The sequence below is a fragment of the Shewanella carassii genome, from assembly GCF_002777975.1.
In the GTDB taxonomy this organism is placed as follows: Bacteria; Pseudomonadota; Gammaproteobacteria; order Enterobacterales; family Shewanellaceae; genus Shewanella; species Shewanella carassii.
Map to the genome: position 1 here is coordinate 163,064 of NZ_NGVS01000033.1, position 12,426 is coordinate 175,489.

Genomic DNA, 12,426 nt, shown 5'->3' on the forward strand with positions numbered 1-12,426 from the left:
CAATTAAGCTGCCGGTCAGGAGAGAGAATTTGGAACAGCAAAGGCAGACGGGAATGCCAAGTGGAGAGGATGAGACCTGGATGCTGGCTTATGCCGCCGGGGATGCCCAAGCTTTTGAGCGCCTCTATCTTAAACACAAGGGCGGACTCTACCGGTATTTTGTCCGCCAGTTAAGTGACATGGCCTTGGCTGAAGACTTGTATCAGGAAACCTGGAGCCGGGTGATCAAGGCGGCGCAGAGTTATCAACCCAGCGCCAAGTTTACTACCTGGCTGTACCGGATAGCTCATAACCTGCTGATTGACCATGTGCGGGCGGTTAAACCGGTCGACAGTCTCAGCATAGATGAGGATGAGCCGGATGCGCAGGCCAATCTGCTGGGCCCACAAACCGCCGAGCCGGATAGCGAACTGCAGCGAAGTCGTCAGGTCGCCTGGCTTAAGGAGTGCATCGGCCTCTTGCCCCAGGTGCAGAAGGAAGCCTTCTTGCTAAATCAGGAGTCCGGGCTGACGGCGCAACTGATCAGCGAAGTGGTCGGGGCGACGCTGGAGGCCACCAAGAGCCGGATACGTTATGCCTATCAGAGTCTGCGTGACTGTTTGGGGCGCAAGACCCAGGAGAGCATTGAATGACAGAGAACAAACGCGATGATGCTGCCACGCCAGACTCGCAGATAGATGCGCTCTATCGTGAAGGTGCTGTCGAGCAGCCGCCTCTAGCCTTGGATCAGCAAATTCTGCAGCAGGCGAGGGACAACTGCCGTCAAGCACCAGAGGTGATCCGTCCGGCGCCCGGATTCTGGCAAAAGCACAGATATGGCCTATCCGCCGCGGCTTCTGTGATGCTGGTGGCAGGGTTGTTTATTCTGAATCCCGAACTGCGAAACTCATCGGCGCCGCAGCTCAGTGCTCCGGCCAGTCTGGAAATCAGCCTGCAGCCAGATAGCGCTGAAGATGCGGCGCAGCCCGCCAGACTTGAGCCGATGGCGGCGCCGCAGCAGTCCATGGCCGCCAAGCGAGCGGCACCTCAGGAACAGGCTGTTCAGCAACAGGACATGCCTCCTCAAGAAAGTGCTGCAAAGAATCGCGCCGTGGCAGAGGACACTGTGCAGCAAAGAGCGAGATTGGCCCCCAGGCAGCAAGCTCTGGCCGCGTTGCCAAGGGATATCGACGGCCGTTTGGATCTGCTGACAACTACCATCGAAGCCGGTGAACTTGAGCAGGCGGCAGTGCTGGTACGAGGCATAGCCGCAGATTATCAACTGACGCTGCCGGATACCTTGGCCAAGGCCTTGAGCGCAAATGAGGCGGCCCAGATGGAAGAAGCGGCACTGCGGCAACTGAAGCAGCAGTCCTTTATCCATCAGGATACGGCGCCCGAGAATGCGCAAGTACTTAATAAGGAGCAGAGCGAGCGCTGGCAAGCCTTGCTTGAGCGTCTCAAGCAGAGTCTCGAAGCCAAAGAGAATCACTGAGGCTAAAGACAGAGCTTAACTTAAAAAGAGTTATCGGGAAGCCCGTCAGTTTCAATCCATCACGGGGCAGGGAGCCTGCCCTCATTTTAATAACAGGAGTTTTTATGTTGACCGCCGATGATGTTATCCAGGCACTCGAGCTTGAGCCCCATGTTGAGGGCGGGTATTTCGGTCGTTCATTCGTCTCGGACAGCCGGTTTGATGACAGCCGTAACCTGTGGACCAGTATCTACTTTATGCTCAAGACGGGTGAAGTGTCCCACCTGCATCAACTGACGGCCGATGAGATGTGGTACTTCCACAGCGGTGAGTCGCTGACCATCTATATGATCTCCGAGCAGGGTGAACTGACCGAGGCGCAACTCGGGATGGACTTGGCCAAAGGTGAGCGGCCACAGGTCTTGGTGCCCAAAGGCACTATTTTTGGTTCGGCAATGAATAATCCGGGCTATTCGCTGGTAGGTTGTATGGTGGCACCTGGCTTTACCTTCGATGACTTCAAGCTGTTCGGCCGTGATGAACTGCTTGAGCGTTTCCCTCAGCATCAGGCGTTGATAAACCGCCTGACCCGCTAGCGGGCGTTACAAGGTTTAAGCTTATTTTGAGCCGTGATTTTTAAACCGCCTTTTTGAACCGTCAAATCCCCGGGGGCAGCTGCCAACCTGCTCCCGGTCTTTTAGCCCGACTTAGCGGGTAATTCTCAGTCCCATTGCCGCCCAGGTGGTGCTGATATTGGCCTAAGCCGGGGTTAAGTACCGAAACTGAGTTTTATTTCAGGGGGTTATTCCCGGGCACTTTGAGCTTGGCTCTTCCCCGGAAAAGATAGCGCCAGGGAGCCCGGGAGTAACAGCAAACAACCCAGGCTGTATGCCAGCAGATCCAGCCAGTCGAAGTGGCTGCCGATAACGATTCGTGCTAGGCTAATATGGCCCAGCCCCAGCTTATCCACCAAGCCAAAGGCCTGGCCAAATTCTATGGCGAAGGCAAATGCCAGTACCAAGGGAAGCAGCAGCCGACTTGCCCAGGGGCTCACGGTTTTAAGGGCGCAAAACATCAATATTACTACCAGCAGATCGCCGATAAACCCGCGGATGAAGCCGGGCGGGGCGTAGCGGGCTATCAATACTTCAATACCGAACAATAAAACTGTGGCTAAGGCAAAATGCCAGCGCTTCAAACCATCGAACCAGGGCACAGGTTTCATTGGGCCTCTCCCGTCAGCAAGTCGGCGTTTTGCTCGGCAAAAAGGTGCATCTGCTCCAGCAGCGGCAACAGTGCCATTCCAAGCGCGCTGAGACGATAGTCGACTCTGGGTGGCACTTCAGGGTAGAGAGTACGGGTGAGTACGCCGTCTTGCTCCAGCTCCTTTAGCTGAGCGGTCAGCACTTTTTGACTGACACCGGGTAGATGCCGTTTTAGGTAGCTGAAGCGCTGTGGCTGCTGTTGCAGCAAGAACAGGATGGCGGGTTTCCATTTGCCGCAGATCAGCCGCAGAACCTGATAGGCCGGGCAGAGAGGGGCTTGCTGATTGAGTGTCATAAGGCTTGGCGCAAGTTACTTTGGGGTAACTATGCCACCAATTTGTGCCTCCTTGTAGCGAACGCGCAGCAGTTTTATGATTTTATCAGGAAGGTCCTGATGGCGCTCTCTTGAAAGAGAGCGGCTAAAACAGTGACAGGTGTTCAAGGCCTATGACTTGTTTGCATCTTCCCTGACATTTATCCGCAAACCAAGGGGAGGGTTGAATGACCACTCTACTGCAAATCGATTTTGAATTTCCCACCGAAATGATGGGCGATGCCCTGACAGAGCAGGCCAAGCCTCTGGCCGAGTCCATTACCCGGGAGCCGGGTTTCATTGCCAAAATCTGGACCGAAAACCCACGCAGCGGCGAGGCCGGTGGCATTTATCTGTTTGAAGATGAAGCCAGCGCCGAAGCTTACGCCTGCATGCACTCACAACGAGTGGCGGCCATGGGCGCCCACAACATACGCATCAGGCTGTTCGATGTGAATGAACCCTTGAGCAAAATTACCCACGGCTGGCCGCTATCAGTTTGATTTTTCAGTATGCCTGCCGACACATTTGCTAAAACTTCTGTCGTCGGCAACAGCTGAATCCCGCCGCTTTCTCTGTTAACTTGTTGGGCTCGTAAAACCGCGCTAACTGATTAATAACAGAGATAGAGGCATTGATGAAACTTCGTCACTCCGTGGCCTGCTGTATGCTGGCATTGGGAACTTTGGGCAGTGCAGCCGCCTATGCCGCAGAAGCGGGTCAGGGCTATTACCGTTCGCCCGCGATTCATGACAACACCCTGGTGTTTACTGCCGAAGGGGATATCTGGACTCAGACACTCGGGCAGGATAAAGCTGCCCGTTTGACCAGCCTGCCGGCCGAAGAGTTGAATGCCAAGATCTCTGCCGATGGAAAATCGCTGGCGTTTACCGCCAACTATGATGGTGCCCAGGAAGTCTATGTGATCCCCATGAGTGGCGGGCTTGCCAAGCGCGTCAGTTTCGAAAATAGCCAGGTACGGCTACAGGGCTGGACCACAAATGGCGAAATTCTCTATGCCACAGACAATGCCCAGGGGCCGGCGAACTACTGGGTGCTGCGTTCGGTAAACCCGGATACTTTGACAACCCGCGATCTGCCGCTGGCCGATGCCATAGAAGGCGTGGTTGACCCAGAAGGTGAGTATGTCTACTTCAGCCGCTTTGGGCTGCAAACCACAGGGGATAATGCCAAGGTGTACCGCGGCGGCGCCATGGGTGAACTGTGGCGTTATCAACTGGGGCAGGACAAAGAGGCCGTGCGGCTGGCCAAAGAGCATCAGGGCTCGCTGCGTCATCCCATGCTGTGGCAGGGGCGGGTCTATTTTGTCTCGGATGCCGATGGCAACGCCAACATCTGGTCTATGGCCAGCGATGGCTCAGATCTTAAACAGTTGACTCAATATCGTGATTTCGAAGTGCGCAGCCCCTATCTGGACGGCGGCCGCATAGTGTTTCAGCTGGGTGCCGATATTCACCTGTGGGACCTGGCTTCCGGGCAGGAGCAGAAGCTGGATCTGCGTCTGGCCTCAGACTTCCCCGAGCGGCGTGAACATTGGGTTAACGATCCGCTCGATTTTGCCACCAGTGCCAGGCTGGCCCCGGCAGGAGACAAGGTGGTCATCACTGCCCGCAGCCATGTGGCGCTGGCGACTACAGATGGTTCCCGCCTGGTAGAGCTGGACTCGGACGGCAAGCATAGAATGCGCAATGCACTGATGAGTCATGACAGCCGTTGGGTCTATGCCATCTCGGATGCTTCCGGTGAGCAGGAGATCTGGCGTTATCCCGCCGATGGCAGCGCTGGCGCCAAGCAGCTGACCCAAGATGGCAACACATTGAGAATGAGCCTTGAGCTGTCGCCCAATGGTCGTTATTTGGCTCATGATGATTATGCCGGTAATTTGTGGCTGCTGGATCTCAAAGACGGCAGTAATAAGAAGATAGTGACCCACAACGAAGGTCTCGGCCCCTATGTCGATATCCGTTGGTCGCCGGATAGCCGCTTCCTGGCCTTGACTCGCTCGGAAGTCGGTGCCCAGCGCAGCCAGGTAATGCTCTACTCGCTGGAATCTGCCAAGGGCGAGATGTTGACCAGCGACAAGTACGAGTCTTTCTCGCCCAGCTTCAGCCCGGATGGCCAGTGGCTCTATTTCCTGTCAAACCGTGAGTTCCAGGCCACTCCATCTTCGCCTTGGGGCGATCGCAACATGGGCCCCGTATTTGACAAGCGTAGCCAAATCTTTGCCCTGGCATTGAGTCAGGATGCCAGTTTCCCATTCCAACGTCCCAACGAGTTGCAAGGCGCTGTTGCCGGTGATGACAAGGCCGCTGACGATAAGCTGCAAGTGGATTGGCAAGGCCTGAAGTCGCGGCTGTGGCAAGTCCCCATCGAGGCGGGTAACTACCAGAATTTGCAGGTGCTGGACTCGGGGCTCTATCTGCTCGATAGCGATATCACAGGCGAACAGTCGGCGCTCAAGCTGGTAAGGTTTGACCCTTTGAGCCCCAAGCTGGAAACCTTCGCCGATGATGTGCGCGATTATCAACTCTCGGCCGATCAGAGCAAGGTATTGCTGCGTAAGCAGAGCAATCCCAAAGAGATGGTGATAGTGCCAGTGGGTGACAAACTGCCGGGCGATCTCAGCAATGCCGTGGTGCAAACATCCCAGTGGCAACTCGCCATTCAACCGCATCAGGAGTGGCAGCAGATCTTTGAAGATGCCTGGCTTATGCACAGAGACTCCTTCTTCGACAAGAAGATGCGCGGGGTCGATTGGCAAGCCGCCAAGGCCAAATATCAGCCATTGCTGGACCGACTCACCGACAGACATGAGCTGAATGACATCTTCACTCAGATGATGGGGGAACTGGATGCGTTGCACTCTCAAGTGCGCGGCGGTGACTTTGCCAAGGATCCCGACATGCCCAAGGCCGCCGAGCTGGGTGCACGTCTGAGTCAGGTGAAAGATGGTGTCAAGGTCAGCCATATCTATCGCACCGACCCTGAACTGCCGATGCAGGCCTCACCGCTGGCGCGTCCCGGAGTCGATGTCCGCGATGGCGACATCATCACCCATATCAATGGCCGTAAACTGGCTACCCTGGCGCAGCTCACCTCTATGCTCCGTAATCAGGCCGACAAACAAGTGCTTTTGGGCCTCAAGCGCGGCAGCAAGCAGCACAAGGTAATAGTGCAGGCCATCAGCAACCGTGATAACGCCAAACTCAGGTATCTCGATTGGGTCAATGCCAATGCCGATAAGGTGGCCAAGGCCAGCGATGGCAAGATAGGTTATCTGCATCTGTATGCCATGGGCAGTGGTGATATTGAGAGCTTTGCCCGCGAGTTTTACGCCAACTATGACAAGGAGGGGCTGGTTATCGATGTGCGCCGCAATCGTGGCGGTAATATCGACAGCTGGATCATTGAAAAGCTGCTGCGTAAGGCCTGGGCCTTCTGGCAACCCACAACAGGCGCGCCTTATGTCAACATGCAGCAGACGTTCCGCGGCCACCTGGTGGTGCTGACAGATCAGTTGACCTACTCCGATGGTGAAACCTTCTCAGCTGGCATAAAGGCCCTGGGACTGGCGCCCTTGGTGGGTAAACAGACGGCGGGCGCCGGGGTTTGGCTCTCGGGCCGCAACAGCCTCACTGACAGGGGCATGGCTCGGGTTGCCGAGTATCCTCAGTATGCCATCGATGGTCGCTGGGTACTTGAAGGCCGAGGTGTCAGCCCGGATATCGAGGTAGACAACCTGCCTCTGGCCACTTTCAATGGCAAAGACGCCCAGCTTGAGCGGGCTATCAGTTATCTCAAGGATGAACTGGTACGCGAACCGGTACCAGCATTGAATGCTCGCCCCATGCCCCCCAAGGGCGAAGCGGACGATATTAAGTAAGCATGCAGTGATAAAAAACAGGGGATGCATTTGGCATCCCCTGTATAGGTGTTAGGGTGTTACCGGCCAAGTGGTTCCCGGGCCGGTGGCACCCGTTTTTATTGCTCAGAAATTAATTTCCACTTCGGTATCTGCCGCCAGTGAGTTGGCGATAAAGCAGTTAGCATGTGCCTTTTCGTGGATCTTTTCCAATGTTTCCCTATCTATCTCAGCACCTTCGGCAAAAGTCACTTCAGGATTCAGAATCATGCGGGTCACGGCGATTTTACCCGACTCTTTTTTGCCGATTTCTGCGGTGGCGTTATCCCGGTAGCTCTCGACCGGCAAACGCTTCAAGTGAGCTATGGTCAGGAAAGTCAGCATATGGCAGGACGATAATGCCGCCAGCAGGCTCTCTTCCGGGTTGACCTTGGCTTCATTGCCTTTGTATTCGGGGGCTGCTGACGCCAGCAGTTGTTGGCCAGTACCAAAGTCTATCTGATGATCGCGATTGAACTCTCCCTCGGGCGCCGGGCTGGTTTGCCAGGATACGGTCAGATGAAAACTCAATTGGATGCTCCTTGAGACGGTTTGCTAAGTAGCGGCCACTATAGCCTATTTGCCAAACCCTTGTCTGCCACTGGCTATCAGGATCCCGCCTGGCTGGATTTTTCTCAATAAAATCAAGAAGGGTGTAGTGTTAATTCATTGTTTTTAAAGATGATTGTATAAATTCTCGTAATTAGTTCTTTGGTCTTAATTCTTTGGTCATTCCACCTACTTTAGTCTTGCATCTCAAGTCTGGCGGCGCTATAACAACAGTGTATGTAAATACATTGTTTCATATGTTAATAAAAATAACGTTTCGAGATAGATCGAAATACTGATCAAAGACAAATTGCAGGAGAACATTATGCAGGCATTTTACAAGCCCCTCGCAGCAGCGGTCACCCTGGCGCTGTGCGTCGGTGCACAGGCTGCAGATAATGAGCGTTATATCGTTAAGTTCAAGGAGGGGAAAGGCCCCAGCACTATGGCGCAGATGAAGGCCATGGGCGCCAAAATGGAACTGGATTTGTCGGCCCACAACGCCGCCGCTTTTTCTATTCCGGCCCAGGCTCTCAAGGGCCTGGCCAACAATCCCAACGTGGAATATGTCGAAGCGGATGTGAAACGTTTCCCGCTTTCACAGATAATGCCTTATGGTATTCCCATGGTGCAGGCCGACCAACTCAGTGACGCCCAGACCGGCAATATGAAGGTCTGTATCATAGACTCAGGTTACCAGTTGGCCCATGAAGATCTGTCGGGCAACAATGTCGATGGCACCAATGATCCCGGTACCGGTAACTGGTACACAGATGAAAACCATCATGGTACCCATGTGGCCGGGACGATTGCCGCACTCAACAATGGTGTTGGTGTGGTAGGGGTTAACCCCAACGGCAATCTTAACTTGCACATTATCAAGGTGTTCAATGCCGATGGCTGGGGTTATTCATCCAGTCTGGTTGCCGCACTGGACAAGTGTGAGCAGGCCGGTGCCAAGGTCATCAACATGAGTCTGGGTGGCAGCTTGAAGAGCCGCACCGAGGACCGCGCCTTTGCCGCCGCCGACAGCCGCGGCATTCTGAGTATTGCCGCCGCCGGTAACGACGGCAATACCCGTCACTCCTATCCGGCATCTTATAACTCTGTGGTGTCGGTTGCCGCAGTGGATGCCAACAAGCAACATGCGGATTTCTCACAGCGTACCAGTCAGGTTGAGCTCTCCGGCCCGGGTGTCGGCGTACTTTCCTCCGTGCCTATGGGCACTGCGTTGGTGGCTGCTGCCGCTGTTGCCGGCAATGGTTACGAAGCCATAGGTATGGAAGGCTCACCTACAGGTAGCGCCGCCGGTACTCTGGCTGACTGTGGCACAGGTGAGAGCCAGTGTGATGCCGCCGGTAAGGTGTGTTTAATTCAGCGCGGTAATATCGCCTTCTCCGACAAGGTGCTCGCCTGTGAAAATGGCGGTGGTGTTGCGGCCATTATCTACAACAATGAGCCGGGGGCCTTAAACGGGACTCTGGGTGAGGTGGTTACCGCCATTCCGTCTGTGGGTGTGAGTGATACTGATGGTGCGGCCATGTTGGCGGCAGTCGGCAGCAATGCAAGCGTTGATATCGGCGCGGGTAACTATGCTTACTTCGACGGTACTTCGATGGCGACACCTCATGTGGCCGGGGTTGCGGCCTTGGTGTGGAGTCATTTCCCTCAATGCAGCAACAGTGACATTCGTGCGGCATTACGTGCCACCGCCGAAGATCTCGGCGCTGCCGGCCGTGATGATGAGACAGGTTATGGTCTGGTGCAGGCCAAGGATGCAGTGGATTACCTGACCGCCAACGGTTGCTCGGGCGGTGGTACCGGCGGTGGCGGTGACACAGGTGGTTGTAAGGGCAAAGGCTGTAAGAGCCCTAAAAATCCTCGCTGATTGCTGGCTCTCTTTTGAGATACGCACTAAAAAGCGCTGCTGTTGCAGCGCTTTTTCATGGCAGAGCTGGAGACAAAATTAGATAAGGTATCCCACAACCAAAACAACCGGCGCCAACATCAATGCTTTCGGCAGACTGCGACCGAGATAGCTGAGTTGTAAAACCACAGGCAGGGCAGCCAACGTCATCAGGCCGAAAAACAGTATGCTGCCATAACCCCAGCCATACCCCATGCCACAAAGCACAAAGCTTGCCAGCAGGGCCAACCAACCGCCCGCATACAGCAGGCGGCTTTCCAGAGTTTTGGGAGCGCGCCCCATGGCTTCACGGAAATGACCAAACATGGACATAGCCAGCAGGCCAAAGGCGAGATAAGTCAACGCAATAAGTGCAATCATCATCCGCGCACCGCCTGGAGTTTTTGGGCCTTGGCCGTTTGTTTCATTGGCTGCCTCCCCAAACGCTTGAAGGCAAATAAGCCAAGGGCAGCAAAAGTCAGCACCAGCAGATCAAATCCCGCCAATTGCCACTGACCGGCCGCGAGGTTGCTCAGCAGGTTGGCTGGCGAGGTCAGGGCGTTCAGCAGCGGCAAGAACGCCAGTGCGGCAGTCAGCGCCGCTAGTTGAGCGCGCCACATGGCTCTGTCTCTGCGCCAGATAGCCAGCAAGCCACTGATCAGCAGCAGAATAAAGAAACTGTGAACCTCCCATTGACTGCGGCCAGGCAAAGAGGTCGGCAGCAGGCGATTGGCATAGAAAAAGGCCACTGTACCCAGAGGCAGGCCGAGGATAAACATCAGGTTCAGCGTTTCCACCAGGCGCAGACCCAGGCTGGGCTTGGCGCCCTGACTGATGGCTTTTTGTTGTTTCTGGCGAATCTTAACCGCCCACATCAAGGTGCCGCTGGCTATCATCACGCAGCCGCTCAGCCCCAGAAGGAAGAAGATCCCCCTCAGTGCGGGGCCGGAGAAACGGGCGGTGTGCAAGGACATCATGGCGTCGTGAGTCGCCTTGGCGGCGCTGATGTCACTGTCCGCGCTGTAGAGAAGATCGCCATCAGTACCGCTGAACACCATAAACAGCTCCCGCTCTGTGACTTGCTCGCCTGTGTTGAAAGTGACCATGACCCGGCTGTTGGCATCATCCGGGTTGATCACTGACACCGACTTGAGCGGCAGTTCGGCAAAGGTTTGCTGCACCTTGGGCAGGAAGCTTGCCAGTGGCAATTGAGGCGCGGCTTCATTGGCGGCAGCTATGCGGGTAAAGCTGCTGCCGGGACGGGCTTCATTGATAAATTCCCGGCGGTCACTGTCATAGTTGACCAATATGCCCCAAGGCATATAGATGATCATCAGGGTGATAAGCCCGGTATAAGTGATCATCAGATGAAACGGCAGCGCCAGTACCGAGCTGACATTATGGGCATCGAGCCAGGAACGGCTACCCTTGCCGGGACGGAAGCTGAAGAAGTCCTTGAAGATGCGCTTATGGATCACTATTCCTGAGATGATCGCCAGCAACATAAACATGGTGCAGAAACCGACAATCCAGCGGGCCGTGATGGCAGAGATATAGTGCAGATCGAAATGCAGGCGGTAAAAGAAGTTACCGCCGCGGCTCTCCCGCACTTCAGTCACATAGCCGCTGTTATCGGCCTTGACTAGATGTTCACTGAAGGCGCCGCGGCGCTGCCCCGGCTCCGGCGGCTGTTGCCAGCCATAACTCAACATGGGGTGGCGCTCTGTGGGGAATTCAATCAGCCAGCGCTGGGCGTTGACCGCATTCTGCCTGAGATAATCCTCGCCCAGACTCAATTGCTCAGTAAGGCGGGTGTTATCGTAGGATTGGAACACCTCCTTGTGTAGCTCGGGCTGATTCCACAGGCTGATTTCATGGCGATAGTAGCTCAGGGTTCCGGCAAAAAACACCAGTAGCAGCACCCAACATACCAGCAGACCCACCCAGGTGTGGAGCCAGGTCATGGTTCGGAAAAAACTGTCTTTCATCTCAAACCCCCAGCAGTTTCAGTGTGCCAAACAAGGCGACCGCCAGCAGCAGGATTTCTTGCCAGGCCCGCAAACTGCGTTTGACGCAAAATACCCTGATAACCACCAGGGCGTAGATCAGAAAAGACAGCATCATGGCGCTTACTGTACTGTCGATACGGCTCATAGGCAGGCTTACAGCCAATAGGGCACAGGCCAAAGAAGCGATAAGATAACCGCCCAAAATGGATGCCAGCGCCCTGCTGATAATGGTCAGGGCTTGGGGATGGCGCCTGGAAAACTGTAACAGAGATAGAGATTTCATCATTGTTGCGGATAGTGCATTGGCCACTAAGGGAAACTGGTGCGCTGATTCTAGCTTAATAATAATTAATGATAAACATTACCATTCGTGTTTTACCTGTAAATAACTTAGGGCCCAACCTAACCCGGTTTGATATTAAAGAGGCGAAGTATTGGTCTAATGAGCTCGGAAACCAATATAGATGGCTCAAACGGAAGTGATATCGGGGTCACCATTGGTGCAAAGCTGTTCAAAAAGATGAACTCTGGATTAATTTTGACCAAATGAGAGAGGAATAAGGCACTTATTTGAACATTGGCCCTTGTGTTTTACGCTGAAAGCCCCAAGCTCTATAAGTGAATCAGCAGAAAAAAGGAAAACCTATGAAAATTCAGCTTTCAGGTCATCATGTTGAAGTCACAGCAGCAGTACGTAGCCATATCGAAGAGAAGTTTTCCAAAATCGCCAAGCATTTTCCCAGCCTGATCGGCTTGGACATCATCATTGCCAAAGAGCATGGCGTACATCAGGTTGATATTCGAACTAATTACGAGGGGGTGGCAGTCGCGGCCTCCGGCAAGAACGAAGTCATGTATCCGGCTATCGCCGAGGCAGGCAAAAAACTGGAAGCGGCGCTTAAGCACAGAAAGGGGCAACTCAAGGCCGATCTTCATGAAAAACCCGAGGTGACCACGCCGGAAATAGCCCACGAGATCATCCAGGAAATGGAACTGCGTTAATTCAAGA

At 54.5% G+C, this 12,426-nt stretch carries 13 protein-coding genes; 7 read left to right on the forward strand and 6 right to left on the reverse strand.

The genetic code is table 11. The features are described 5' to 3' along the window. The first annotated feature begins 53 nt into the window (after window positions 1-53). From CBE72_RS16920 to CBE72_RS16930, 3 genes are all read left to right on the forward strand, one after another. A complete protein-coding gene (locus CBE72_RS16920; RefSeq protein WP_100145235.1) occupies window positions 54-632 on the forward strand; it encodes a sigma-70 family RNA polymerase sigma factor in 579 nt (192 codons plus the stop codon). Continuing rightward, window positions 629-1,474: a polyadenylate binding domain-containing protein gene (locus CBE72_RS16925; protein ID WP_100145237.1), complete on the forward strand. Its 846-nt coding sequence runs from the start codon at window positions 629-631 to the stop codon at window positions 1,472-1,474. Before CBE72_RS16920 ends, CBE72_RS16925 begins: the two co-directional genes overlap by 4 nt. A gap of 104 nt (window positions 1,475-1,578) precedes the next feature. After that, window positions 1,579-2,049 carry a cupin domain-containing protein gene (locus CBE72_RS16930; protein WP_100145239.1) on the forward strand — a complete coding sequence of 157 codons (471 nt, stop codon included), beginning with the start codon at window positions 1,579-1,581 and terminating at the stop codon, window positions 2,047-2,049. A gap of 206 nt (window positions 2,050-2,255) precedes the next feature. Here the strand turns inward: CBE72_RS16930 and CBE72_RS16935 are convergent, their stop codons facing one another. After that, the gene (locus tag CBE72_RS16935; RefSeq protein ID WP_100145241.1) at window positions 2,256-2,678 is read right to left on the reverse strand and encodes a ribosomal maturation YjgA family protein; all 423 of its coding nucleotides are present in this window, start codon (window positions 2,676-2,678) and stop codon (window positions 2,256-2,258) included. Continuing rightward, window positions 2,675-3,013 carry a winged helix-turn-helix transcriptional regulator gene (locus tag CBE72_RS16940; RefSeq protein WP_100145242.1) on the reverse strand — a complete coding sequence of 113 codons (339 nt, stop codon included), beginning with the start codon at window positions 3,011-3,013 and terminating at the stop codon, window positions 2,675-2,677. Before CBE72_RS16940 ends, CBE72_RS16935 begins: the two co-directional genes overlap by 4 nt. Before the next feature lie 206 nt (window positions 3,014-3,219). Between CBE72_RS16940 and CBE72_RS16945 the strand changes: the two genes are divergently transcribed. Then, entirely contained in the window at window positions 3,220-3,534 is a 315-nt protein-coding gene (locus CBE72_RS16945) for a monooxygenase (protein ID WP_100145244.1), read from the forward strand. A gap of 134 nt (window positions 3,535-3,668) precedes the next feature. Then, the gene (locus CBE72_RS16950) at window positions 3,669-6,935 is read left to right on the forward strand and encodes a S41 family peptidase (protein WP_100145246.1); all 3,267 of its coding nucleotides are present in this window, start codon (window positions 3,669-3,671) and stop codon (window positions 6,933-6,935) included. Between the two features lie 105 nt (window positions 6,936-7,040). On the opposite strand, the gene CBE72_RS16955 is transcribed toward CBE72_RS16950, so the two are convergent. Then, on the reverse strand, window positions 7,041-7,484 hold the full coding sequence (locus tag CBE72_RS16955) for an OsmC family protein (protein ID WP_100145248.1): 444 nt from the start codon (window positions 7,482-7,484) through the stop codon (window positions 7,041-7,043). A 343-nt stretch (window positions 7,485-7,827) separates the two neighbouring features. Between CBE72_RS16955 and CBE72_RS16960 the strand changes: the two genes are divergently transcribed. Then, window positions 7,828-9,390 (forward strand): S8 family serine peptidase, encoded by a 1,563-nt coding sequence (locus tag CBE72_RS16960; protein ID WP_100145250.1) that lies wholly within the window; start codon window positions 7,828-7,830, stop codon window positions 9,388-9,390. Between the two features lie 78 nt (window positions 9,391-9,468). On the opposite strand, the gene CBE72_RS16965 is transcribed toward CBE72_RS16960, so the two are convergent. Genes CBE72_RS16965 through CBE72_RS16975 form a run of 3 tightly spaced genes read right to left on the reverse strand, consistent with a single transcriptional unit; the run spans window position 9,469 to window position 11,700 of the window. After that, window positions 9,469-9,792: a DUF3325 domain-containing protein gene (locus tag CBE72_RS16965; protein ID WP_100145252.1), complete on the reverse strand. Its 324-nt coding sequence runs from the start codon at window positions 9,790-9,792 to the stop codon at window positions 9,469-9,471. Continuing rightward, window positions 9,789-11,396: a PepSY-associated TM helix domain-containing protein gene (locus CBE72_RS16970; protein ID WP_100145254.1), complete on the reverse strand. Its 1,608-nt coding sequence runs from the start codon at window positions 11,394-11,396 to the stop codon at window positions 9,789-9,791. Before CBE72_RS16970 ends, CBE72_RS16965 begins: the two co-directional genes overlap by 4 nt. Before the next feature lies 1 nt (window position 11,397). After that, window positions 11,398-11,700, reverse strand: a complete 303-nt coding sequence (locus tag CBE72_RS16975; protein WP_100145256.1) for a hypothetical protein — start codon at window positions 11,698-11,700, stop codon at window positions 11,398-11,400. A 362-nt stretch (window positions 11,701-12,062) separates the two neighbouring features. On the opposite strand from CBE72_RS16975, the gene hpf reads away from it, so the two are divergent. Next, window positions 12,063-12,419 carry a ribosome hibernation-promoting factor, HPF/YfiA family gene (gene hpf / locus CBE72_RS16980; protein WP_039033763.1) on the forward strand — a complete coding sequence of 119 codons (357 nt, stop codon included), beginning with the start codon at window positions 12,063-12,065 and terminating at the stop codon, window positions 12,417-12,419. Window positions 12,420-12,426 lie beyond the last annotated feature (7 nt).

What these genes read in the sequence shown, in the direction of transcription:
- CBE72_RS16920 (WP_100145235.1), top strand. Translation starts at nt 54, where the DNA reads ATGCCAAGTGGAGAGGATGAGACCTGGATGCTGGCTTATGCCGCCGGG.
- CBE72_RS16925 (WP_100145237.1), top strand. Translation starts at nt 629, where the DNA reads ATGACAGAGAACAAACGCGATGATGCTGCCACGCCAGACTCGCAGATA.
- CBE72_RS16930 (WP_100145239.1), top strand. Translation starts at nt 1,579, where the DNA reads ATGTTGACCGCCGATGATGTTATCCAGGCACTCGAGCTTGAGCCCCAT.
- CBE72_RS16935 (WP_100145241.1), bottom strand. Translation starts at nt 2,678, where the DNA reads ATGAAACCTGTGCCCTGGTTCGATGGTTTGAAGCGCTGGCATTTTGCC.
- CBE72_RS16940 (WP_100145242.1), bottom strand. Translation starts at nt 3,013, where the DNA reads ATGACACTCAATCAGCAAGCCCCTCTCTGCCCGGCCTATCAGGTTCTG.
- CBE72_RS16945 (WP_100145244.1), top strand. Translation starts at nt 3,220, where the DNA reads ATGACCACTCTACTGCAAATCGATTTTGAATTTCCCACCGAAATGATG.
- CBE72_RS16950 (WP_100145246.1), top strand. Translation starts at nt 3,669, where the DNA reads ATGAAACTTCGTCACTCCGTGGCCTGCTGTATGCTGGCATTGGGAACT.
- CBE72_RS16960 (WP_100145250.1), top strand. Translation starts at nt 7,828, where the DNA reads ATGCAGGCATTTTACAAGCCCCTCGCAGCAGCGGTCACCCTGGCGCTG.
- CBE72_RS16965 (WP_100145252.1), bottom strand. Translation starts at nt 9,792, where the DNA reads ATGATGATTGCACTTATTGCGTTGACTTATCTCGCCTTTGGCCTGCTG.
- CBE72_RS16970 (WP_100145254.1), bottom strand. Translation starts at nt 11,396, where the DNA reads ATGAAAGACAGTTTTTTCCGAACCATGACCTGGCTCCACACCTGGGTG.
- CBE72_RS16975 (WP_100145256.1), bottom strand. Translation starts at nt 11,700, where the DNA reads ATGAAATCTCTATCTCTGTTACAGTTTTCCAGGCGCCATCCCCAAGCC.
- hpf (WP_039033763.1), top strand. Translation starts at nt 12,063, where the DNA reads ATGAAAATTCAGCTTTCAGGTCATCATGTTGAAGTCACAGCAGCAGTA.